The organism is Pseudomonas cucumis (assembly GCF_030687935.1).
In the GTDB taxonomy this organism is placed as follows: domain Bacteria; phylum Pseudomonadota; class Gammaproteobacteria; order Pseudomonadales; family Pseudomonadaceae; genus Aquipseudomonas; species Aquipseudomonas cucumis.
The window spans coordinates 2,567,634-2,590,224 of sequence record NZ_CP117454.1; the positions used below are offsets into that span (position 1 = coordinate 2,567,634).

Here is a 22,591-nt window from a genome sequence, read left to right on the forward strand (position 1 = left end):
ATCATTCCAGCCTCGATCACGTTTCAAGAGAGTCTTCATGAGTTCAGGGATTAGTCAAAAGCTGCAGGGTAGCCGCAAGGAACTGCTCGATATCGGCCTCCGTAACACCATGCTGAACTTCCGGGCGTCAGCCAAGACTTTGACGGTGGTGGATGAACTGTCTGAGTCAGTGTTCCACCTACTTTATCGGCAGGAGAAGGCTATGAGTTTTTCGCCGATGGCGCGCCAGAAGTTGGCAGCGTTGGCGAAAGAGGCGCAGCTAGAGGGAGAGGATGCTCTGGACGCAGCGACTGATGAGTTGCTATTGCATGAACTAGACGGCTTGGGCGAATCGAGTGCTGTCGATGATGAGGTGGACGAGTCGGGTCGAGCGCGGCGGCATACAGATACGCGCTTGCAGACGGCGCTGGATGAGGAGCGTCTTTTCCTGCAGCTGTTGAGGATTCACTCTGAGGCGCGTGCTTTTGTTGAGGAGCAAGGGGTAAATACCCTGTTTCTGGCGTTGGGCTTCCTTCATTGGTATGAAGCGGACAGCTCAGAGACCCTGCGAAAGGCTCCCTTGATGTTGTTGCCGGTAACCCTTGAACGCAGCGGTGCTAAGGATGCCTTCAAACTAAAGTATTCCGGCGACGAGTTGATGCCTAACTTGTCGTTGATCGCCAAGCTCAAGACCGATTTTGGCCTCGACCTCGCCGCCTGTGAGTTCAGTGAGGATCGGTTCGATATTACGGAGGGTAGTCTCGATAGCTTTTATGCCGAAGTGGCGGACCTAGTAAGCAGGCAACCCCGCTGGAAGGTGTCAGCAAACGAGGCTGCCCTCGGGTTTTTCTCCTTTGGCAAGTTCTTGATGTTCAAGGATCTGGACCCGAAGAGTTGGCCGCAGGACCAGCAGCCCGATGCCCACCCGGTAATCAACCGACTTCTGGGCTCTGGCTTTGGTGACCAGCGGCCGGCCTATGCCGAAGATGTGAACATCGACTCGGTGCTCCAGCCCGGGGAAGTGCGATTCGTAAAAGATGCAGACAGCAGCCAGACTGAAGCTATTCTCGAAGTGCGCGAGGGCGCCAACCTGGTTATCCAGGGGCCGCCGGGCACCGGTAAGTCGCAGACCATCACTAACATCATCGCGGAACTGATTGCCCAGAAGAAAACGGTGTTATTTGTGGCCGAAAAAATGGCCGCTCTTGAAGTGGTTAAACGGCGACTTGACGAGTGTCACTTAGGTGATGCGGTGCTTGAATTACACAGCCACAAGTCGACCAAACTATCAGTGCTCAAAGAATTGGGTCGCACGCTGGAACAGGGCCGCCCGCTGACTAAGGTGGGCGAGGATGACCTAGCCAATCTGGCGGAGTTGCAAGGCAACTTGAACCGCTACTGCGCTGCGGTGAGTGCGCCTGTAGGTGTCAGCGGCCTGGACTTTGTCGAGGTGCTGGGTCGTTACCTCAAACTCAAGCGAAACTACGGCGTGTTGCCGACAATTGCCTTCGCGCCAATGGCTTCATGGACTCAACCTGACCAACAGAAACGCCGCGAACTGATTGAGGAGTTGACTCTTCATCTTAAGGAAATGGGCCGCCCGGATAGGAATCCATTCTGGGGAAGCAAGCGAACTTATTTCTCTCCCATTGAACAGAACAATGCGAACGATGCGTTGCAACAAGCAAGTGAGCATTTGGCCGCTCTGGACGCTGCCGCCAAGGCCCTATCGATTCGACTGATGCTGACCCAGCCTGCAACTCTCGCGGACGTTGCTGTCATCTGCCGCGCTGCAAGGCGAGCGGCCGAAGCACCTCGTTTGCAAGGTGTAGAGCTGAGTACGGGTGACTGGCAGTTGCGCCGCGATGCAATTCGCGAATTGCTCGAAGCCGGCCAGCGCATGAGCACTTGCAAGGCCAACCACGGCACTCAGTTGATCGAGGCCGCGTGGGAGCAGGACCTGTTGGAGGTTCGGCAGAACCTGCTGGCTTACGGTGACAAGTGGTGGAAGATATTTTCGGGGCGCTATCGTGCGGCCAAGGTTCGTTTGCAAGGGCTTTCACAAGGTGCGCTTCCTGGCAGCAATGCTGAGCAACTCACTCTGGTCGATTCGGTTCTGGCCTATCAACAAAGCCAGAAGGTTTATCAACAACACGAGGGACTGGGCAATGCCCTTTTCGGTGCTCAATGGCAACGTCAGCAGTCTGACTGGGTGGTACTCGAGCGCGTGAGTGCTTGGGTTGTCCAGCTCTATGAAGACCTCGGAAATGGCCATGTACCACAGGGGATCATTGCATTCCTCGCCGGGCACACGGACGCTAGCGGACTTGGAGAGACGGTCAGTGATATCGAGGGGCATCTTGCCGGTCTTGATCAAGCATTGTTAGCCGGTCTGGATGTCATCAGTATGCCGGATGACACTGCACAGACCCTCCGTATTCTGGATCTGCCAGCCTTGGGTGCACGCTTGCAGCTGTGGCAGGCCAGCTTGGGGGCGCTCTATCAGATGGCCCGTCTCAACGTGCTGTCGAGCGAAGTACGTCAGGCCCAATTGGACGAGTTGCTGAACATTGCTCTGCGCAGTGAAACGCCGGATCAGCTACCCGCGATTCTAGATTTTTCCTGGTATTCCGGGCTTGTGCAGAAGGCCTACGCTGAAAAACCAGCGCTACAGCAGTTTGACCGCATCAAGCACGAACATCAGATCGCTAAATTTAAAACACTCGATACCGCGTCGTTGAACCATGCTCAAACGTATCTGGCGCGTCAGGTGTGGGAGCACATGCCTAACGTGAACCAGCCAGGTGAAATGGCAACGTTGCGCGCAGAGCTGAATAAGAAGCGCCGGCATATTCCGATCCGCCAGCTGATCGACAAGGCCGGACGGGCAATTCAGCAAATCAAGCCGGTGTTCATGATGAGCCCTATGTCCATCGCCAACTTTCTGCCTCCAGGCAAGCTGGCATTCGATGTGGTGGTGTTCGATGAAGCTTCTCAGGTCAAGGCTGTCGATGCGTTCGGCGCGATTTTACGCGGCAAGCAAGTGGTGGTAGTGGGTGACACCCGGCAGATGCCGCCTAGTGATTTGTTCAGCCGTGACGTCGCATCTGACGACGAAAACGAAGCCACCGCAGACATCGAAAGTATCCTCAGTATGTTCAAGGCGGCAGGCAGCCAGGAACGCTACCTGCGTTGGCACTATCGCAGCCGGCACGAATCACTTATCGCTGTCTCCAACGTTGAATTCTACGACAGCAAGCTGGTGGTATTCCCCTCTGCCGGCCAGCATCTCCACGCCAAAGGTGTGAGCTTCGATTATCTTCCGCAGGCACTGTATGACCGTGGCCGCACACGAACAAACAAGGGGGAAGCTAAAGCAGTCGCCCACGCGGTGATGAAGCATGCGTTGGAGACGCCGGAGCTTTCCTTGGGGGTGGCCGCATTCAGCGTTCCGCAGCGTGATCTGATCAACGTTGAGGTTGAGTTGCTGCGGCGCAAGACACCCCAAGCCGAAGTGTTTTTCACCGCACAGAGCAGTGAGCCATTCTTCGTAAAGAACCTTGAAAACATTCAAGGTGATGAGCGCGACGTCATCTTCATTAGCATTGGTTATGGCCGCAATGAGTCCGGTCGGATTGCCCGTGATTTTGGCCTGCTCAATAAAGACGGCGGACATCGCCGGCTCAACGTTTTGATCACGCGGGCTAAATTGGCGATGCGCGTGTTCTGTAACTTCCGTGGCGATGAACTGGAAATCGATGCCACAGCCAAACACGGTGTGCGAGCCTTGAAAAACTTCCTCACGTACGCGGAAACGGGCGAATTGGAAGTTGCCAAGGAAACCGGCAAGGCTACAGACTCACCCTTTGAGGACGAGGTAATTTTGGCCTTACGCGATCTCGACTATCAGATAGAGCCGCAAGTGGGCACTGCCGGATACTTCATTGACCTCGCCGTGAGAGACCCCGAATTTCCAGGCCGATACGTGTTGGCCATTGAATGCGATGGCGCTGCCTATCACAGCTCACGCTCCGCGCGGGATCGTGACCGGCTGCGCCAAGGTGTGCTTGAGGGCTTGGGTTGGAACTTCCATCGTATCTGGAGTACCGATTGGTTCCGCAATCCTCAGCAAGAAATCATCCGCACGGTTGCGGCGATCGAGGCAGCCCGTGAACGGATAGCCAACCGTCGTAGTGTGTCGGTCAAAGAAGTTTTGATCGAGCCCCCTCATGAAATACTTCGTGATGAAACCGTTGCCGAAGCTGAACCAGTCGCTACCCAGCCTTATGAAAAAGCGCTGCTCTCTGCAGTGACTACCCAAGTGGAGTTGCATCAATACCAGCCTGAACATCTGCTTCAACTGATACGCACAGTAGTTGATGTCGAATCACCGGTGCATTCAGTAGAAGTGACCCGACGACTCATGGAGGCTTTCGGGGTGACACGGCAAGGCTCAAGGATCACTGCCGCCGTGGAACACGCCATTGGTATGGGCATTAGGCAGAGGCACTTTTTGCGCCGGGGGGAGTTTCTTCACTTGGTCGAGAATCGCCCGGTTGTGATCCGCAGCCGAGCACATTGGGAATCCGCCGAGCGCAAACTGGAGTGGGTTGCGCCAGAAGAGCTCGACCAGGCCCTGACAGAAATCATCATCTCGGGGTTTTCCATGAGCCATGACGACGCGATCTCTGGCGCTTTGAGACTGCTCGGCTTTGGCCGTGTCACGGCCAAGGTGACAGGGCTATTGGAAGAAAGAATCGAGCAACTGACGCGTGACAGACGGTTGGAGCTCAGAGAGGGCCGGCTGATGGGGAGGCGGTTGTAATCGGGTTAATCAAAAGATGATGGATTTAATTGAAAAATAGATCCGTCACCTTTTATCGACGAAGTGTTAGCAGTAGCACCAGAGAACTGGGGAGATGAGATTGACGATCACGTCTGCGAGTAAAGGACGATATGGATATGCGTGGTTGTTATGCATCCCGTTGCTTCCGATATTGTTTTTTGTAGGGCAGACCATTCTTGAGCCGACAGTGACCGTTCACTACGCCGAGAACGGGAAGGAAGAGCTCAAGTACATCTGGAACGTGCAACATCGGATATACAAAGGACGGATGCAGCCTGGAGGTGGTACGTCGGATAACGGCTTTATATTTCCAGGCGAAGACTTTTTCATGCAGTTGGATTGGTGGGGCGACAACGGCCGCCATCATTGTGTGAACATCACGCCAAAATGGCCGAACACTGACATCTATCTCGATTTGAACGGGAACATCGACACTGAGAAAGGAGTCGGGACAGATGAAGATCGCTTGGATCAGTGCAAGGGTGATGTAGCAAAACCATAAGCTGAAAAACCCGCAATGACGCGGGTTTTTTTATGGCTCAAATCTGGTTACTGTCCCTTGGGCGCATCAAACCCACGCTGCTCAATCACCCGAAACACATCGCTCACATCCTGGACCATGATCCGCGCGATGTTGGTAACGGTGTTGATGTCGTTTTCGGAGTAGTCGGGCAGGCTGGTGCAGGCCATGAGGTTGAGGTATTTGAGGACGGCGTTGAGGCGTTCGCTGAGGCAGTTGTGGAGTTCGCGCAGTGGGGCGTCGGCGTCGATGAGGAGGACGGGGTGGTCGGTGGCGAAGTGGGACATTGGGGTGTAGTGGCGGAGCGGGTTGTTCGTGGTCATTGGTGGTTCTCTAAGAAAGTAAATAGAGGTGCCACCTTTTCGCTGCGAAACAATTGGGTGGCAGCTGTACGCGGGTTCGCAGACCGAGAGATGACCTAAACCCGGCAGACTCGAAAGTCTCCCACGCACAACCGCCATGAAATGAAACGCGGGCGAATTTTGCCAGAGTTTTCATTCGACGGTGAAGGCCATCTCTTCTTGGGGCTGCGAAACCCTATCGCTAACTGCGGTCAGCGACAGACCCACTCTAGGCAGCGATTCTGGTAGCCGCAACCGGACTGTAGGACCACACGCGGTCACTGTGGCGAGGGGGCTTGCCCCCGTTCGGTGGCGCAGCCGCCGCAAACCGGGCGTTGCGATGGGTCTGAGGAAACGGGCTAGCAGAGTTTGGGGTTGCTTCGCAGCCCAGCGGGAGCAAGCTCCCTCGCCACAAACGGTTGTTTCCTACAAGATTTTCGGACTTCAAAATCCTGGCCATGCACTCATCGAACGATCAGGCGCGGGATTTTTGGCGCTGAGGACGCTTGCTTCTGTTCAGCATCCCCGCCGTCGTAGACTGAAAGCCAACGGGAATTCAAGGATGGAACGCACCCCATGATCGAAATCGGCAGCCGCAACAACGCCCCCACGCCGCAGCACAAAACCCAGGATATTTACCTCTTCCACATTGACCTTTCCCGTCCGGACACACCTTTTTGTTTCGAGCAGTCCATCGGTGGCGGTCATTGCGAGCAGGGCGGAGCGGCGTGGTTGGCGGCGTCGGGACTTGAGGCTTGGCCGGGTGAGTGGAGTCTGCATGTGCAGAAGGCCGGTTGTGGCTGGGTCGCTGAGCTGGTGGACGGTCATCCGGGCGTTGATCAGGCGACGCTGGTATCGATGATTCTCGAACGCCATGCTGAGGGTGCCAAGCCTATGGGGCGGTGGAGGGCGATTGCCGGGTGGTTCAAGCGCAACATTCATCTCACTGGCCGCTACGGCATTTAACCCGAGGAGAACCCCATGAGTCAGACACTGGAACGCGCCATTGCCATCGCCGCTGCGGCGCATGAGGGGCAGGTGGACAAGGGCGGCGCGCCTTACATCCTGCATCCGCTGAAAGTCATGCTGCGGGTGAACACGCTGGAAGAACGCATCGTCGCGGTGCTGCATGACGTGGTCGAGGACTGCGGCATCAGCTTCGACGATCTGCGTAACGAAGGTTTCAGCGAAACGGTGCTAATGGCAATTGCGTCGGTGACCAAGGTGCCGGACGAGTCCTACGAGGAGTTTGTCGAGCGCGTGGCGCAGAACCCGATCGGGCGGGTGGTGAAACTGGCGGATCTGGAAGAGAACAGCGACTTGTCGCGGATTGCCGAGCCGTCCTGGGAAGATCTGGAGCGCGTCGAGAAGTATCGGCGGGCGATCGGGGTGTTGCGTTCATAGAGTGGAATTCCAGATTGACTGCGTACTCATGCTTATAAAACGCCTTTCGCCGGCGATGAATCGGGCTTGGCAATCCAGCCGACATACGTGAGCCAGAGGCCGATCAGCACGGCGATGCCGAAGCCGACTTGCACCAGCAACGGCACCCTTGCCGATACAGCCACGCCACGTTCAATCAGTTGCGGCGCGGCCAGGAGTACAGCGCCGCGAAGCGCCAGGAACCAACCGAACAGGGAAATCGCAACCGCCGCGGCGCTTGACCAATATTGATGGAACGCGATGATCAGCAGGCCACCGAACAACAGCAGGGCGCCGGTAAACCACACCGTGAGCGGACTTGCGAAGAAGTCGGCCGCCAGTGGCCCCATGTCTGGCGCCCGCACGGCAATGATGCCGGTCACGATGACCAGCCAAGGCCCGATGACGCGTGCGAACGCGCGCGTGCGCGCTCTGGATTCTGCTGTGGCGGGCATGGGGGTTCCCTCGATCACGTCGCTCGGTGGTTAGGGAACTCTACACGCCATTTACGGGCCTATCGAGTATGCGATTGGTCCCCGGCCTCTGGTGAAGGCCAAGGGTGGATAGTGGTTTCCGAGCGGAGGAGGAGCGCGCCAAGGCTGGCCGCCCCTTCAGGACTTCACACACTGGGCCGGCAAAAATAACGCTTTTGCTCGCCTGTTACGTTCATAGCCAGGTCGAGGAGAACAGCATGAAATCCCGGATCATTGGGCTGCGAGTGGCCGGTACCGTCTACGCACTGATGGCCTTGGCGCAACTGGGGCGCCTGATTATTCGCCCCGAGGTTCTCGTTAATGGGTACCCCATGCCCCTGTGGCCAAGCGTGCTCGCCTTGGTATTGCTCGTGGCATTGAGCGTCTGGATGTGGTCGCTCACACAGTCGCGAGCAGAGTGAGGCTGACTCATCCAGGCCGAACCGCGTAGTGAGTGTTGGCACGTTGCCGGCGTGAGTGCCGACCATTCCGGGATTTGCGGAGGGTGTTCCAGCCCGAAATGACAAAGCCCCAAATCATCAGGGCTTTGTCGTTTGAAATTGCGCAGTTCGCAGATCGTTATCGCACGCCATCCGGCGTTATTGTCTGGTCTGCGGTGAATGCGGGTTGTGGGCGATGTGCTTCGGTCCCGCCAAGGCCCATGCTATTAGCCCGAACAGCGGCACAAACACGATCACCACCATCCACACCAGTTTGTTGCTCGATTTGCCTTCGGCTTTACGCACTCGGTTAATCGCCCACAACTCAATCAGTACAAGTACTGCTGCGAGCACGATCCAGATTGTTTCGATTTGCATTCGTCACCTCCTGATAGTCATTCAGTTAGGCGAGCGGGTGGGGGCGGGGTTCATTAAATTTGGGGTGGCTTGGGAATTCAACGGTTTTTGAAATCGTGGTCCGTCTCGGTGTTTCGCACGGCGTTTCGGACTCAGTAGTTATTTTGTGCCCTGACAGTCTCGCGAGCGGTCTCAACGTGATTCGACTATTTCTGTCGACTGCCATTGCCTGACGATTGGATTTACGGATGAAACCAACGATGCGACTCCCGTTTCACCCCAAGAAAATCATTGCCGTAACAGCCATGTTCCTGTCTCTCTCTGGTTGTGTCGGGGTGGTGGTTACAACGCCGGAACCGGAACGACCACGCATTCCCTTGACTTATCAGAAAACAGATGGCGACCTGACCACGCGTGCGTGGTGTGGCGTAACGTTATGGGCGGTAATTGTACCTGTTCCCTTGAAGTTACCCGTCTGCAAGCTTCACGAGGGGCAGTCTTTAACATCGTCCTTTTATGCTTGCGGTCCACTAATGGCCCTGGGACCTATCTCTCATGGTTATCGGGGAAATGCCTTATGTGGGACATTTCACGGGTGGTGAACATGACAGTGGTGTTCGTGAAATACCGGGACAGACCACCATTTCTCCGCTCAACGATTTTTGAAGTCGTGGACTGTCATGTGCTGAATATCAAAATATCGCAGCCTTCGGCAGCTCCTGCACAGAAGTAATGGAAGTCCGTCCCGCGGCGTTAGTATTTTTCCATTCTGCGGTCATTCCCCTAGAAAAGAATCGGTCTAAAAAGCCTGCCCCAGGCCTCGAACGATTTGCTATTCTGAAGTTGTAGGTGAAGACGCAGACTGATGCGCAAAGGGATAGCGAGGAGGCGTGGGGCGCGCTCCCAAGGGTACACGGTTAGAAAGATCTCCGCGCTGAGATCCAGCCCTTATGCCGTGTGAGGCAGAACAGCCTAAAGTTAAAAATCCTGTTCTGTGAGAGGCCCGATAAACCTTGTAAGCCAGAGACCAGCACTGGCCACCTACATCGATTTCCAAAGCCCGCCTTGTGCGGGCTTTTTCGTGTTCACGAGTCGGTTAAACCATTTCAGTCCCAACGCATTCTTTGTAGCAGCTGCCGAGCCCGCGAGGCTGCGTTCGGCTGCGTAGCAGTCGTAAATCCTGAATCCACAGTGTGTCTGACGGACCGCAACGCCTGATTTTACGACTGCTTCGCAGCCGAACGCAGCCTCGCGAGCTCGACAGCTGCTACAGGCGAACGCAGCCTTCGGCAGCTGCTACAAGGAGGTGTTGCGTTTGTTCTACATGGCGCGCGCTTTTGCGGATGCGGCTCGCATGCCTGGCTCATCACGTTCCGCCTGTCTGACGTGAGCGGCAAACCCAGTCTGATCCGGAGCAATCTCCGCGCGCAAAGTCAGCTGCGGGATGTCATACGCCCCGGCATTCTGCGGTCGGAAAGGAATCGGCGCGGTCTTCCAGAGGTCATCAAGCCGTTGGCCGAGCGCATCGCAGGTCGTCGAAAATTTCGCTTCATCCATTCGGCTGGTGCGATAGATCACGAACGGTGGCAGCACGTCGAAGCCGGGGTAAAACAGTACGCCATGCTGAATCGGGAATAACACATCATCGATAGGCCCATTGATGCCTCGGGGGCTGTAATGAGATTCCCATCCACCCGTGGTGACGATCAGCATCGCCCGTTTGCCCGCGAGTTTGCCTTCCCCGTAGCGGTTGCCCCAGCGCGTATCGGAATGTTCCCCTACGCCATAGGCAAAACCATAGGCATAGACGCGTTCCACCCAGCCTTTGAGGATCGCCGGCATCGAAAACCACCACAGCGGAAACTGCAGAATGACGGCATCGGCCCAGAGCAGTTTTTCCTGTTCGAGGACGATGTCCTGGCTTTGCCGGCCTTCTTCGAAGGCAAGTTTGGAGTCCAGGGAAGGATTGAACCGCGATTCGGCTTGCCGGCCGGGGCTGTCATCGGCATCCAGTGAGGCTTTCCAGTCCATTGCGTATAGATCGGAGACCTGCACTTGGTGGCCGGCAGCCTCCAGACGTTTGACGGCAAAGTCTTTGAGCGAACCATTCAATGATTTGGGTTCGGGATGGGCATAAACAAGCAGAACATTCATGGCTGAGTCTCCAGTGTCAGGAGCCAGCAGAATCAGACTTTAGCCGGTATATTGGAAATGAATAACCAATATGCCAGGTATTGCCATGAATAATCTGCGACGTCTGGACATCAACTTGCTGTTGACCCTTGATGTCTTGCTCTCGGAACACAACGTGACCCGTGCGGCGCAACGGCTGAATTTGTCGCAACCTTCAGTGAGTGTTCATCTCGCCAAATTAAGGGATATTTTCTCTGATCCGCTGTTACTGCCAGGGCCACGGGGCATGCGGCCCACGGCCAGGGCCGATGAGTTGCGCGAGCCGTTGCGCCAGGCACTGGAAGCCTTGGAGCGCGCCGTATCGCCCGCCAGCCCTTTCAACCCAGCCGAGGCACGGCAGACGTGGAACGTCATGGCGTCCGACTACGGTGAGTCGACCATCGTGTTGCCAGCGTTGGGTGGGTTGCGCTCGGCAGCACCCGGCACGCGTCTGGCGGTGTTTGACCTGGTTCCGTCACAGATCGCCAGACAAGCGGAGCAGGGGGCAATCGATCTGGCTTTTCATACCAGCGAAGACGCTCCCCTCGGCTTGCGGCGCCGATCGTTGTTTACCGAGCGGTATGTGTTGGTGGGCCGTGCCGGCCATCCGCTATTGAAAAAGCGACCGACACTGGCGCAGTTCTGTGAACTCGACCACGTGATCGTGTCACGGGATGGTGGGGCGTTTCAGGGTGTCACCGACCAGGCGCTTTCGGCGGTGGGCATGACGCGCCGGGTGGTGCTTTCAGTCCCGCATTTCCTGTTTGTGCGGTCGGTGGTGGAGAGCACTGACATGGTGGCAATGCTGCCGTCGCGGCTGGTTCGCGATGTGCGTGAGCTGGAAGTGGTCGAGGCACCACTTGATGTCCCGGGTTACGAAATGTCGATGCTCTGGCCCGAGCGTGTTCATCGCGACCCAGCGCATCAATGGTTGCGTGAGTTCATTGTGAATGCGCTGTGATTGATTTCAGTTAAACGCAATCCCACAGGTTCCGCGCCTGGCATTGCTGCTGGTTGTGTTCATCCCGGTGTTTGGCTAATCTCGCACAAACACGCAAAAACAGGCATAACCATGCAAGCCGAGCATTCCACCGCCGAACTCCCGCAGCTGCGCCGTCAGAAAATCCTGTTGATCCTCGAACGCGACGGCAAGGTCATGGCCTCCGAGCTGAGCCAGCATTTCGCCGTGTCCGAAGACACCATTCGCCGAGACCTCTCGGAACTCGCCAGCGCTGGGCTGGTGCAGCGGGTCCACGGCGGGGCGCTGCCCCGACCCAAGGACACGGGCAAGGATTACTTCACCCGGGTCGGCGAAACCGATGAGGTGAAAACCCGGCTGGCCCAACTCGCCGCATGCCGCGTCAAAGATGGTCAGATCGTGATTTTCGATTCCGGCAGCACCACGCTGCAGATCGCCCGCTCGCTGCCCGCTGACATCTCCATCACGGCCATCACCGCGTCGCCGATGATCGCGATCACTCTCGCCGAATACAAAGGCATCACGGTGATCGTCGCCGGTGGTCAGCTCAACCCCGCGACTATGTCTTGCGGTGGGCATGAAACGGTGCGACTGATCGAGAGCATCAAGGCCGATCTGCTGTTCACCGGGGTCTGCGCCATTCATCCGGAAGTCGGCATCAGCTCTCTGCATTTCGATGAAGTACCGGTGAAGCAGGCGATGCTCGCCAGTGCTTCCCACGTGATTGCCGTCACCACCGCCGACAAATTGGGGGCGGTGGAGCCCTTCGTTGTCGCGCCTTGCAACCGCGTGCATACCCTGATCACTGAACGTCACCTGGCCTCGGGCAATGTCGAGGACTATCAAAAAATGGGGATCGAAGTGGTGCAGGTGAACGCTTAGTGGCCATGCGCTCAGCGATGTATGAGTTACGCTGATAGCTACGACGGGAGGAATGCAGCCATGACTGAGCGCCATATAATCCACTCGGAAACGCTATCGAACGGATGCACGATCAAGGTTAAGGCCGAGATATTGCGAGACGGTTCACTGGGGATGTTCATCGGTGTTTACCGGCCGGATGGTTCGGTCATCGTTGAGGACAACCACCCGTCACCGCATCTGCTGGACATGGAAGCCGCACTGGACTGGGCCATCGAAAAAGCGAAAACCATCGGGAACAGCCAGAGGACGCTGTAAGGCCAAGCGCTGAATGAATCATTGATCGGTTGGAAGGTCGTATTGATGGGTTTGAACGCACGGCAGTTGAATTCGCCGCCAGCGTCACCTCATCCCCGCAGCCCTGACCTTTTAGGACGTTCAAATGAAGCGCATCGCGATAATGACCCTGACCATTGCAAGTACTCTCCTGCTGGGAGGTTGCTATCCTCACTGGGAAGATGGAGACAGGTACGATCGGGATCATGATCACCGTCGTGAATACCGTCGCGACCATGATCGGAGCTATGATCGAGACTATGATCGCCGTGACGACCGCGATTACGAGCGCCGTCGTTATCGCGACCGGGACCGGGATGATGACGACCGGGACGACGATTGACACCTATCCATCAGGCTTCAGAGCGGTGGTTGGCACTGCTCTGATCGGCTGTTGGTCATGCGAGGTATAACCATGCGAACTCTGACCGAATCCATCGCTCGTACCTTTAGCCAATGGCTGATCGCGGCGGGTATCGGCCTGACCGTCATGGCGTTCAATGCCCAGGCACAAATCTCACCTCAGGCCATTCAGGAAATAAACGGCTTGCTGGACTTTATCGAGCACAGCGAATGCCGGTTTGTGCGCAACGACAGCGAATACCCCGGCCCTCAGGCCCGGGCGCATCTGGAGAAGAAGCTGGAGTACCTTGAAGAACACGACAAGGTAAACAGCGCAGAAGACTTCATTGAGCTGGCGGCCACCCAGAGCAGCAAGAGTGGCCTCGCCTATGAAGTGCGCTGTCCGGCAGGCATGCAACCCGCCGGCCTCTGGCTGAAGACTGAGCTACAGAGGCAACGGCAAGGTTATTGATTTAGCGCAGCAGATGCACCGCCAATCCAATCAGCCCGCAGCCCAGCAGCACCTCGATCACCCCCCGCTTGAAACGGAACAAGGCGATGGCCGCTGCAATGGCGATCAGCGCCGAAGGCCAGTCGAGTTGGCCGCTGAAGCCGTTGGGCCACAGCACGTGGTAGCCGAAAAAACACGCCAGATTCAGAATCACGCCGACCACCGCCGCAGTAATCGCGGTCAGCGGCGCGGTGAGCCTGAGTTCGTTGTGTGTCGACTCCACCAACGGGCCGCCGGCGAGAATAAACAGGAACGAAGGCAGGAAGGTGAACCAGGTCACCAGCGTGGCAGCGAGGGCGCCGGCCAGGAAAACATGATCAGGGCCGAACACCTGCTGAACATAGGCGCCGACAAAACCGACGAAAGCCACCACCATGATCAGCGGCCCGGGGGTGGTTTCGCCGAGTGCCAGGCCATCGATCATCTGCGTGGGTGTCAGCCAGCCATAGTGGCCGACGGCGCCCTGATACACATAAGGCAGCACGGCATACGCGCCGCCGAATGTCAGCAACGCCGCTTTGGTAAAGAACCAGGCCATCTGGGTGAGGGTGCCTTCCCAGCCGAACAGGGCTGTGAGAATTCCCATCGGCAACACCCACAACGCCGCGCCCACCAGCAACAGGCGCAATAATTTAAAACTGCTGAAACGGGCGTGTTCGGGAGGCGGGGTGTCGTCGTCGATAAAAGCCGGGCCGAAGGACTTTTTCGTCGCACTGTGGCCCCCGGTGCGGAACCTCTCAGGCGCCAGTCGTCCGCCGAAATAACCGATAATCGCAGCGCCCAGCACAATCAACGGGAAGGGCACATTGAATACGAAGATGGCCGTGAATGACGCCGCGGCGATCCCCCACAGCCAGTTGTTCTTCAATGCCCGCGAGCCGATCCGGTGGGCCGCCTGCACCACAATGGCGGTCACGGCAGGCTTGATCCCATAAAAAAGCCCGGCCACCACCGGCACTTCGCCAAAGGCGATGTACACCCAGGACAACGCGATCAGGATGAACAGCGAAGGCAGCACAAACAGCGCGCCGGCAATCAGGCCGCCCCACGTCCGGTGCATCAACCAACCGATGTAGGTCGCCAACTGCTGAGCCTCAGGCCCAGGCAGCAACATGCAGTAGTTGAGGGCATGCAGAAAACGCCGTTCCGAGATCCAGCGTCGGCGCTCCACCAACTCCTGGTGCATGATCGAGATCTGTCCGGCCGGCCCGCCGAAACTGATGAAGCCGAGTTTCAGCCAGAACAGAAACGCTTCCCGCAGGCTGATGGCCTCAGGCTTCGACAGGTCCTGTTCGACGGTCGAAGAGGGGGCTTTATTCAAATCACGATTCCTTTTTCAACGGTTGATTCAGGTCTTTACGGCGTGCCAAACATTGCCGTCCAGTAAATGCCCGCATCACTCTTCGGGTCGACGGCATAGGCCGCCCCCAGCTCGCGAAATTGCGGGTTCATCAGGTTGGCGCAATGGCCCGGGCTGGCCAGCCAGCCATCGACCACTTTGCGCACGGTGTCTTGCCCGGCGGCGATGTTCTCGCCGACCTGCTGACCGGCATAACCCGCCAATTCGGCCCGATCACCCGGCGTGCGGCCATCGCGGTCCTTGTGATCGAAGTAGTTATTGTTGGCCATGGCCCGGCTGTGGGTTTCGGCTGCGGTCCCCAGTGTGGCGTTCCACGCCAGCGGCGTCGTGGCGGTAAAGGCTTGAGTGCCGCACTGGCGCGTCTGAGCGCGGGCACTGTTCATCGCTTCAAGCAGTTTCTGTCCCTCCGCCTGCCAGTCGCCCAAACGCCCGGTCAACAGCGGACGCGCCAGCACAATGCGCCATTCACGGCCATCGCGGCTGACGCCGATGTCGACGAATTGCGGGTCCAGCACTACTTGGCAGAAGCTCTCCTGAATCGCTTTCATGGCGGACGGCGCATCACGCGGGCCAGACAGGCTGATCGCCTGCACATTGACCATCGGATAAGCCGCGCGGGCCAGTGCCTGCTGCAAGTCACCGATACTGTTTGCGGACAGGACCAGGCGCGGATCGCTCGCCAGCGGCGGCAACTCCGAAGACGCCTGGCCGCCGCAGCGCTGCGCCTGGCTGCGGTAAACGTTGATCGACTCGACCAGCTGCGTTTCATCGGCCGCCGACGCGGCGACACTGAACACCAGCCCGAATGACAACACGGCAAGATGCAAAACGGATGACAGGCTGCGCATGAAAATCTCCCTTGGACGGACTGCGTCCATGATGCGCGATTTCACCCCTGCGGACGCAATGCCTTTTTGCGCCGAAACGCGTTTATTGTCAGGCGGCTGGAATGACTGGCGACGACTACAATCACAGCAGGTCAGCGCTACAACGTCGCCGTTTCATTGCCCAAGCCAGTGTCATCGGAAGGATCGACCATGCGATTAAAATGGGTAGTCACCTGCTTCGCAATCATCCTTCTGTGCGGCCAGGTGTTGGCGACTGAGCAGGAGCAAAAACAGGAAGTGGCTGAAGACAAGGCGCAGGTCCTGGAAGAGAAAGCCGCCGAGAAGGACAGCGACCTTGCGGTGCCCAAGTCCGCGGTCATCACCCCCTCCGAAGTGCAGGCGGTCGATCCGGCAGGCGCAGCCCCTCTGGACGATGCCATCACCTGCCTTGCACGCAGCATCTATTGGGAAGCCAAAGGTATCGCCGGCGCGGACATGGAAGCTGTCGCCAGCGTGGTCATGAATCGGCTCGGCCATGAGGGTTTTCCCGAAACGGTGTGCGCGGTGGTCAAGCAGGGTTCTGAAACGGGCTCCTGCCAGTTTTCGTGGTGGTGCGACGGACGTGCCGATCAGGTAAAGGAAGACGACGAATATGTCCTCGCCAAGGAAATCGCGCGCAAGGCGCTCAACAAGCAACTCAAGGACCGCACCCATGGTGCTTTGTATTTCCACGACAGAACGGTAAAGCCCGCCTGGGCGAAGAAATACATCAGGACGGCCGAGACCCGGAAGTTCCTGTTCTATAAACCTCGTGGCGGGACGGCGCAGTAGGCGCGAATCGCTTGATGATCATTGGGGGAGGGTGCTGCCGGTAAAATTTTACGGTTTTTTTACGTTGGTTACTCTTCCCCGCAATGATACTGGCCGCGTTTTTTGATCATCGATATGCCTGCAATTCTTCCTCTTTATCGAGAAGCGACCCGTGAGCGAAACAGCAATCCCTGCCCTTGAAGAATCCCATTCCAAAACCTCGGGAGTGGGTTTGCTCGTCGCCGCGGTGGGCGTGGTTTATGGGGATATCGGCACCAGCCCTCTTTACACCCTCAAAGAAGTGTTCGCCGGTCACTACGGAGTCCAGGCCAATCACGACGGTGTGCTGGGCATTCTGTCGTTGATCTTCTGGTCACTGCTTTGGGTCGTCTCGATCAAGTACGTGCTGTTTATCCTTCGCGCCGACAACCAGGGCGAGGGGGGCATCATGGCCTTGACGGCACTGGCACGGCGGGCCGCGGCGCCGTATCCCAAGATGAGCCGGGTGCTGGTGTTGCTTGGCCTGTTTGGCGCGGCACTTTTTTACGGCGACAGCATGATCACCCCGGCCATCTCGGTGCTCTCGGCGGTTGAGGGGCTACAGCTTGCGTATGATGGCATCGAGCATTGGGTTGTTCCGTTGTCCCTTGTCGTCCTGGTCTTACTTTTCTTGATACAGAAACATGGCACGGCGCGTATCGGCATTCTGTTCGGCCCGGTCATGGTGCTGTGGTTCGTGGTGCTGGGTATTCTCGGTATTCACGGCATCCTGCAACGCCCGGAAGTGCTGCAAGCGCTCAATCCTGTGTGGGCCGTGCGGTTCTTCGTGGTTCATCCGGGCATTGGCGTCGCCATTCTGGGCGCCGTCGTGTTGGCATTGACCGGTGCTGAAGCACTGTATGCCGATATGGGCCATTTTGGTCGCAAACCCATTGCTCGTGCCTGGTTCATCCTGGTACTCCCCGGCCTGCTACTCAACTACTTTGGCCAAGGCGCGCTGATCCTCGGGAACCCTGAAGCGGTACGTAATCCGTTCTATCTGTTGGCACCTGACTGGGCGCTGCTGCCAATGGTCGCGCTGTCGACACTGGCCACCATCATCGCTTCCCAGGCCGTGATTTCCGGGGCGTTCTCACTGACTCGCCAAGCCATTCAGTTGGGTTACGTGCCGCGTATGTTTATCCAGCACACCTCCAGTCAGGAGCAGGGGCAGATTTATATTGGCATGGTGAACTGGGCGTTGATGGTCGGCGTCGTATTGCTGGTCATCGGCTTTGAATCGTCCAGTGCGCTGGCGGCGGCTTATGGCGTGGCGGTGACGGGGACCATGCTGATTACCACCATTCTGTCGTCGGCCGTCGTATTGCTGCTTTGGAAAACACCTCGTTGGCTGGCTATTCCGATGCTGTTGGGTTTTCTCATGGTGGACAGCCTGTACTTCGCCGCCAACGCTCCAAAGATCTTCCAGGGCGGTGCGTTCCCGGTGATCGCCGGTATTGCCCTGTTCATTTTGATGACCACCTGGAAACGCGGCCGAAAGATCATTGTCGAGCGACTGGACGAAACCTCGTTGCCGCTGCCGTTGTTCATCAGCAGCATCGGCTCGCAACCACCCCATCGTGTACAGGGTACAGCGGTATTTCTGACGGCCAGGGCTGATGCGGTCCCTCATGCCCTGTTGCATAACCTGTTGCACAACCAGGTGCTGCACGAGCAGGTGGTGTTGCTCACCGTGGTGTCCGAAGACAGTCCGCGTGTGGCTGCGGATCGGCGATTCGAGGTCGAGGCTTATGGGGAAGGGTTCTTTCGAGTGAGTCTGCACTTTGGTTTTATCGAGGAGCCCGACGTACCGCTGGCGTTGAGCCTTTGCCATTTGAAAGAGCTGGATTTCAGCCCGATGCGCACCACTTACTTCCTCAGCCGGGAGACTGTTATCCCGACCAAACGTATCGGCATGGCCCGTTGGCGCGAAAGCCTGTTCGCGTTCTTGCTGAAGAACGCCAACAGCAACCTCAAATACTTCAAGTTGCCGCTCAATCGTGTGATCGAGCTGGGCACGCAGGTTGAGATGTAGACGGCAACGGTCAGTCAAACACAATCCCTGTGGCAGGGCGCCGTCAGGCAACAGCGAAGGGTGCGAAATACGTCCGCAGTGCATCAGCTGCATGAAGATCCGCCCGCCGCGAGCATGTACCGCTTCGGAAACTTGCTTCCAGGCGGCCACTTGCTCGGCGGTTTCGATACCGGGAGTGCGCACATAACCCTTGCCCAGAGCCACAGGGAACACCCCTTCAGAGATGATCAGCCCGGCACCGGCGCGCTGTGCGTAGTAGGGCTTCACCCGTTTCGGTTTACGCCCTCACCGAGACACGGCTGTTGCCGGCGAAAACCCAGCGGTTTATCGAGTTTCTGCGTGAACGGCTTCAGGATGCGTAGCGTCCCGGGCTGTTCATGGAGTGGGTTCTTTCTCTAATCTTATGCACAATCACGGGTAGAACGTACTCACCGCGTATTGATCGCACGCTAAGCACGTATTGTGAGTAATCGACCGCGCTGATCCAGTGCAACGAGAACCGATACAAAAACCCATTTTGAGATAAGTGATGTCTTTGAGCCCAAGATCCAGTCACCCTTCAGCAGCCGGCGGTAACAGCATGATTGAGGTCACCGAGGTTTCCATTGCCCAACTGCGTGCTGCGCTCGAATCGGGCCAGACGACGGCGGTTGAATTGGTCCAGGCCTATCTCGCCCGGATCGATGCCTACGACGGCCCTGACACGCCCACCGCCCTCAACGCCGTGGTGGTTCGCAACCCCGATGCGCTCAAGGAAGCGCAGGCGTCCGATGCCCGTCGTGCCAAGGGCGAGACGCTGGGGCCGCTCGATGGCATCCCTTATACGGCCAAAGACAGTTATCTGGTGAAGGGGCTTACCGCAGCCTCTGGAAGTCCCGCCTTCGCGAACCTGATTGCTTATCGCGATGCGTTCACCATCGAGCGGCTTCGTGCCGCTGGCGCGATTTGTCTGGGCAAGACCAATATGCCGCCCATGGCCAACGGCGGCATGCAACGCGGTGTCTACGGCCGTGCGGAGAGCCCGTACAACGCTGACTATCTCACCGCTCCCTTCGCATCGGGCTCATCGAACGGCGCCGGTACTGCAACCGCCGCCAGTTTCGCGGCATTCGGCCTCGCCGAAGAAACCTGGTCGAGCGGCCGTGGCCCGGCGTCGAACAATGGTTTGTGTGCCTACACGCCTTCGCGCGGAGTGATCTCGGTGCGCGGGAACTGGCCGTTGACGCCGACCATGGACGTTGTCGTGCCGTTTGCCAGAACCATGGCCGACCTGCTCGAAGTGCTCGACGTGGTGGTAGCGGACGATCCCGACACACGGGGCGATCTGTGGCGGATGCAACCCTGGGTGCCCATCCCGAGCGTCGCCTCGGTGCGTCCCGCTTCCTATGGGTCGCTTGCCGCAAATACCGATGCCCTCGCCGGAAAGCGCTTCGGCGTTCCTCGTATGTACATCAACGCGGATCCCGAGGCAGGCACGAGCGATGCGCCTGGGATCGGCGGTCCGACGGGCCAGCGAATCAACACTCGTCCCTCCGTGATCGGGCTCTGGGAAGAGGCTCGCAAGGCACTCGAAGCCTTTGGCGCCGAAGTGATCGAGGTCGACTTCCCGCTGGTCTCCAATTGCGAGGGCGATCGTCCTGGTGCGCCGACGGTGTTTAACCGGGGCCTGGTTTCCAAAGAATTCCTTCACCATGAGTTGTGGGATCTGACGGCCTGGGCGTTCGACGATTTTCTGCGGGCCAACGGCGATCCAAAACTCAATCGCCTGGTCGATGTGAACGGACCACTGATTTTCCCGCACGACCCAGGGACGCTGCCCAACCGGGAGGGCGACCTTGCCGCTGGCATGGACGAGTATGTGCGGATGGCCGAGCGCGGCATCACCCCTTGGGACCAGATCACCACGGTGCCTGACGGACTGCGCGGCCTTGAGCAGACCCGTCGAATTGATCTTGAAGACTGGATGGATCGGTTGGGGCTCGACGCAGTGATCTTCCCGACGGTGGCCGACGTGGGGCCGGCGAATGCCGATGTCGATCCGAAGTCTGCGGACATCGCGTGGAGTAACGGTGTCTGGGTCGCCAACGGCAACCTCGCCATCCGCCACCTGGGTGTTCCCACGGTCACGGTGCCGATGGGCGTGATGCCGGACATCGGCATGCCCGTCGGGCTGACCTTCGCCGGTCGTGCCTATGACGACTCGACGCTGCTGCGCTTGGCTTCGGCATTTGAGTCAACGGGGACGAAGCGATTGATTCCGCCTCGAACCCCACCGTTATCCGGTGGTCAGAAATAGGAAGGGCGGGATTGCGGCTCGGTACACGCTCCAATCCCGCCTGGTAACGGTAAGCCAGCCGCTCGCAAAAATATTTTGCAGCGCTGCCGATGCGTGTTCCCGGCAAAGGTGCAGTGCCTTGTCTTTCTAACGCAGTCCTGTCCAGGTTGAGAGGTGGATTTCATGAACAACATCATCTACATCGTCGGGGTAATTGTGATCGTCGTGGTTATCCTGTCGTTCCTCGGGTTTGCATAGCATCGAAGACCGACTTATATCGATGTTTCCTGACGTAGACGTCCGCCTCATCACCGCTGCTTCGATGGTGGCACGGCCCGATGCGCTCGGCTATCGGCCCAGCAGAGGTGCCAGCAGTGCACACATGCTGCGCCAGTGCGACCCCTCCCAGTAAACCCGTTGGCAGGCGTCGCAGCGCAGGAAGTGTGAATAGAGAACGCCAATGCGTGGCGGTACCTGCGACCGGGCCTGTTCCGGGCTTATCTCGTGCAGCGGCAGGTTGCAATGAAGGCACAGGCTGAATGGCCGCGCGCTACGCGCCAGGTCGAGGCGCTCGTACAATTCGCGCAGCTGCAGCGACGGTTTCAGGGCATGCACGTAACAGCCGTGGCTGATGATCCGCCGCTTGAGCAGTTCGCGGTCGCGGGTTAGCACGATGCGTCCTTGCTGCGCAGCGATCTCGGCGATCTCGCTATCCTCGAAGCCATTGTCGTAGAGGGTGTCGAAGCCGCTCATGCGCAGCAGGTTGGCCAGCCCGCCAAGGTGCGCATCAGCGACGAAGCGCAGCACCCGTAAAGGTTGCGCACGAACCTTGAGCAGCGGGCTGATGTCCAGCGCTTCGAACTTGGGATACACCGCCAGCCGGTCACTGTCGAAGATCACCCGCTCGAAGCCCACCGACTCGCCGTTGAGCAGCACCAGTTCGACCTCGGTGTGCGGGATTCCGAGCGCCTCGATCATGTGCTTGACCGTCGCCCCTCGCGCGCACTTGCAGGTGAAGGACTGCCGCCGCCGTTCGGCCGGCAGAAAATCGTTGAGCTCCTCGTAGAAGCGGAAGGTTGCACTGGTCATGCTCAACAGTATGGCAGGGCTGCAGGATGAGTAAGTCTGGTCCGGACATCTTCCAACGCTGGTCAACCCTTCAAGGCCGCTTCAATCGCTGCGATGTCGATCTTGCCCATTTCCATCATGGCGTTGAATGCGCGCTTGGCCGCTGCTCGATCAGGATCGTTTATCGCAGCTGTCAGAACCCGTGGTGTGATCTGCCATGACAGTCCCCACTTGTCCTGGCACCAGCCGCATACATTTTCCTGGCCGCCGTTTCCGACAATCGCATTCCACAAGCGGTCCGTCTCGGCTTGGTCATCGGTCGCAACCTGGAACGAGAAAGCCTCGTTGTGCTTGATCGCCGGGCCTCCATTCAGCCCCAGACAAGGGATGCCCATCACCGTGAACTCGACCGTCAAGACATCGCCCTGTTTGCCCGCCGGATAGTCGTCAGGCGCGTGAAGGACGGTTCCCACAGCGCTGTCCGGGAACGTCTTGGCGTAGAACGTCGCAGCTTCCAGCGCGGAGCCGTCGTACCAGAGACAAATCGTGTTTTTGCTGATCATCTCTGGGTTCTCCAAAATGGCGTGTTATTCAGTGC

General features: G+C 57.9%; 21 protein-coding genes and 2 pseudogenes. 14 read left to right on the forward strand and 9 right to left on the reverse strand.

Going from position 1 to position 22,591, the window contains the following annotated elements; genetic code table 11:
• Nucleotides 1-37: 37 nt before the first annotated feature.
• Nucleotides 38-4,804 (forward strand): DUF3320 domain-containing protein, encoded by a 4,767-nt coding sequence (locus tag PSH97_RS11780; RefSeq protein ID WP_305449321.1) that lies wholly within the window; start codon nucleotides 38-40, stop codon nucleotides 4,802-4,804.
• 100 nt (nucleotides 4,805-4,904) lie between these two features.
• Nucleotides 4,905-5,327 carry a hypothetical protein gene (locus PSH97_RS11785; RefSeq protein ID WP_305449322.1) on the forward strand — a complete coding sequence of 141 codons (423 nt, stop codon included), beginning with the start codon at nucleotides 4,905-4,907 and terminating at the stop codon, nucleotides 5,325-5,327.
• 47 nt (nucleotides 5,328-5,374) lie between these two features.
• Here PSH97_RS11785 and PSH97_RS11790 read toward each other — a convergent pair whose 3' ends face one another.
• The gene (locus PSH97_RS11790; RefSeq protein ID WP_305449323.1) at nucleotides 5,375-5,668 is read right to left on the reverse strand and encodes a fructose-bisphosphate aldolase; all 294 of its coding nucleotides are present in this window, start codon (nucleotides 5,666-5,668) and stop codon (nucleotides 5,375-5,377) included.
• 594 nt (nucleotides 5,669-6,262) lie between these two features.
• Here PSH97_RS11790 and PSH97_RS11795 point away from each other — a divergent pair.
• Complete coding sequence (locus PSH97_RS11795) at nucleotides 6,263-6,652, forward strand: hypothetical protein (protein WP_305449324.1); 390 nt, start codon at nucleotides 6,263-6,265, stop codon at nucleotides 6,650-6,652.
• Nucleotides 6,653-6,667: 15 nt separating this feature from the next.
• Nucleotides 6,668-7,090 (forward strand): HD domain-containing protein, encoded by a 423-nt coding sequence (locus PSH97_RS11800; protein WP_305449325.1) that lies wholly within the window; start codon nucleotides 6,668-6,670, stop codon nucleotides 7,088-7,090.
• Nucleotides 7,091-7,122: 32 nt separating this feature from the next.
• Here PSH97_RS11800 and PSH97_RS11805 read toward each other — a convergent pair whose 3' ends face one another.
• Nucleotides 7,123-7,563, reverse strand: a complete 441-nt coding sequence (locus PSH97_RS11805; protein ID WP_305449326.1) for a hypothetical protein — start codon at nucleotides 7,561-7,563, stop codon at nucleotides 7,123-7,125.
• Between the two features lie 236 nt (nucleotides 7,564-7,799).
• Between PSH97_RS11805 and PSH97_RS11810 the strand changes: the two genes are divergently transcribed.
• The gene (locus PSH97_RS11810; protein WP_305449327.1) at nucleotides 7,800-8,003 is read left to right on the forward strand and encodes a hypothetical protein; all 204 of its coding nucleotides are present in this window, start codon (nucleotides 7,800-7,802) and stop codon (nucleotides 8,001-8,003) included.
• Nucleotides 8,004-8,180: 177 nt separating this feature from the next.
• Here PSH97_RS11810 and PSH97_RS11815 read toward each other — a convergent pair whose 3' ends face one another.
• Both PSH97_RS11815 and PSH97_RS11820 read right to left on the reverse strand, forming a co-directional pair.
• Nucleotides 8,181-8,399 (reverse strand): PLD nuclease N-terminal domain-containing protein, encoded by a 219-nt coding sequence (locus tag PSH97_RS11815; protein ID WP_305449328.1) that lies wholly within the window; start codon nucleotides 8,397-8,399, stop codon nucleotides 8,181-8,183.
• 1,299 nt (nucleotides 8,400-9,698) lie between these two features.
• Nucleotides 9,699-10,532 carry an NAD(P)H-dependent oxidoreductase gene (locus PSH97_RS11820; RefSeq protein WP_305449329.1) on the reverse strand — a complete coding sequence of 278 codons (834 nt, stop codon included), beginning with the start codon at nucleotides 10,530-10,532 and terminating at the stop codon, nucleotides 9,699-9,701.
• Nucleotides 10,533-10,617: 85 nt separating this feature from the next.
• Between PSH97_RS11820 and PSH97_RS11825 the strand changes: the two genes are divergently transcribed.
• The 5 genes from PSH97_RS11825 (at nucleotide 10,618) to PSH97_RS11845 (ending at nucleotide 13,540) form a co-directional block, all read left to right on the forward strand.
• Entirely contained in the window at nucleotides 10,618-11,511 is an 894-nt protein-coding gene (locus PSH97_RS11825; RefSeq protein WP_305449330.1) for a LysR family transcriptional regulator, read from the forward strand.
• Between the two features lie 111 nt (nucleotides 11,512-11,622).
• Entirely contained in the window at nucleotides 11,623-12,411 is a 789-nt protein-coding gene (locus PSH97_RS11830; protein ID WP_305449331.1) for a DeoR/GlpR family DNA-binding transcription regulator, read from the forward strand.
• A gap of 60 nt (nucleotides 12,412-12,471) precedes the next feature.
• Nucleotides 12,472-12,708, forward strand: a complete 237-nt coding sequence (locus tag PSH97_RS11835; protein ID WP_305449332.1) for a hypothetical protein — start codon at nucleotides 12,472-12,474, stop codon at nucleotides 12,706-12,708.
• A gap of 124 nt (nucleotides 12,709-12,832) precedes the next feature.
• Entirely contained in the window at nucleotides 12,833-13,069 is a 237-nt protein-coding gene (locus PSH97_RS11840) for a hypothetical protein (RefSeq protein ID WP_305449333.1), read from the forward strand.
• A gap of 72 nt (nucleotides 13,070-13,141) precedes the next feature.
• A complete protein-coding gene (locus PSH97_RS11845) occupies nucleotides 13,142-13,540 on the forward strand; it encodes a DUF5329 domain-containing protein (protein WP_305449334.1) in 399 nt (132 codons plus the stop codon).
• Between the two features lies 1 nt (nucleotide 13,541).
• Here the strand turns inward: PSH97_RS11845 and chrA are convergent, their stop codons facing one another.
• Together chrA and PSH97_RS11855 are read right to left on the reverse strand one after the other, a co-directional pair.
• Nucleotides 13,542-14,900: a chromate efflux transporter gene (chrA, locus tag PSH97_RS11850; protein ID WP_305449335.1), complete on the reverse strand. Its 1,359-nt coding sequence runs from the start codon at nucleotides 14,898-14,900 to the stop codon at nucleotides 13,542-13,544.
• Between the two features lie 35 nt (nucleotides 14,901-14,935).
• The gene (locus PSH97_RS11855) at nucleotides 14,936-15,787 is read right to left on the reverse strand and encodes a CAP domain-containing protein (RefSeq protein ID WP_305449336.1); all 852 of its coding nucleotides are present in this window, start codon (nucleotides 15,785-15,787) and stop codon (nucleotides 14,936-14,938) included.
• A 189-nt stretch (nucleotides 15,788-15,976) separates the two neighbouring features.
• On the opposite strand from PSH97_RS11855, the gene PSH97_RS11860 reads away from it, so the two are divergent.
• Nucleotides 15,977-16,597 carry a cell wall hydrolase gene (locus tag PSH97_RS11860; RefSeq protein WP_305449337.1) on the forward strand — a complete coding sequence of 207 codons (621 nt, stop codon included), beginning with the start codon at nucleotides 15,977-15,979 and terminating at the stop codon, nucleotides 16,595-16,597.
• A 151-nt stretch (nucleotides 16,598-16,748) separates the two neighbouring features.
• Complete coding sequence (locus tag PSH97_RS11865; RefSeq protein WP_305449338.1) at nucleotides 16,749-18,650, forward strand: potassium transporter Kup; 1,902 nt, start codon at nucleotides 16,749-16,751, stop codon at nucleotides 18,648-18,650.
• 27 nt (nucleotides 18,651-18,677) lie between these two features.
• On the opposite strand, the pseudogene PSH97_RS11870 reads toward PSH97_RS11865, so the two are convergent.
• Nucleotides 18,678-18,917 (reverse strand): annotated as a pseudogene (locus tag PSH97_RS11870) (oxidoreductase); the annotation flags it as partial.
• Here PSH97_RS11870 and PSH97_RS11875 point away from each other — a divergent pair.
• Nucleotides 18,908-19,012 (forward strand): annotated as a pseudogene (locus PSH97_RS11875) (LysR family transcriptional regulator); the annotation flags it as partial. The pseudogenes PSH97_RS11870 and PSH97_RS11875 sit on opposite strands and share 10 nt — an antisense overlap.
• A 218-nt stretch (nucleotides 19,013-19,230) precedes the next feature.
• Nucleotides 19,231-20,946: an amidase gene (locus PSH97_RS11880; RefSeq protein ID WP_305449339.1), complete on the forward strand. Its 1,716-nt coding sequence runs from the start codon at nucleotides 19,231-19,233 to the stop codon at nucleotides 20,944-20,946.
• 327 nt (nucleotides 20,947-21,273) lie between these two features.
• Here the strand turns inward: PSH97_RS11880 and PSH97_RS11885 are convergent, their stop codons facing one another.
• Together PSH97_RS11885 and PSH97_RS11890 are read right to left on the reverse strand one after the other, a co-directional pair.
• Entirely contained in the window at nucleotides 21,274-22,014 is a 741-nt protein-coding gene (locus PSH97_RS11885) for a Mut7-C RNAse domain-containing protein (protein WP_305449340.1), read from the reverse strand.
• Nucleotides 22,015-22,076: 62 nt separating this feature from the next.
• On the reverse strand, nucleotides 22,077-22,556 hold the full coding sequence (locus tag PSH97_RS11890) for a VOC family protein (protein WP_305449341.1): 480 nt from the start codon (nucleotides 22,554-22,556) through the stop codon (nucleotides 22,077-22,079).
• Nucleotides 22,557-22,591: the final 35 nt, after the last annotated feature.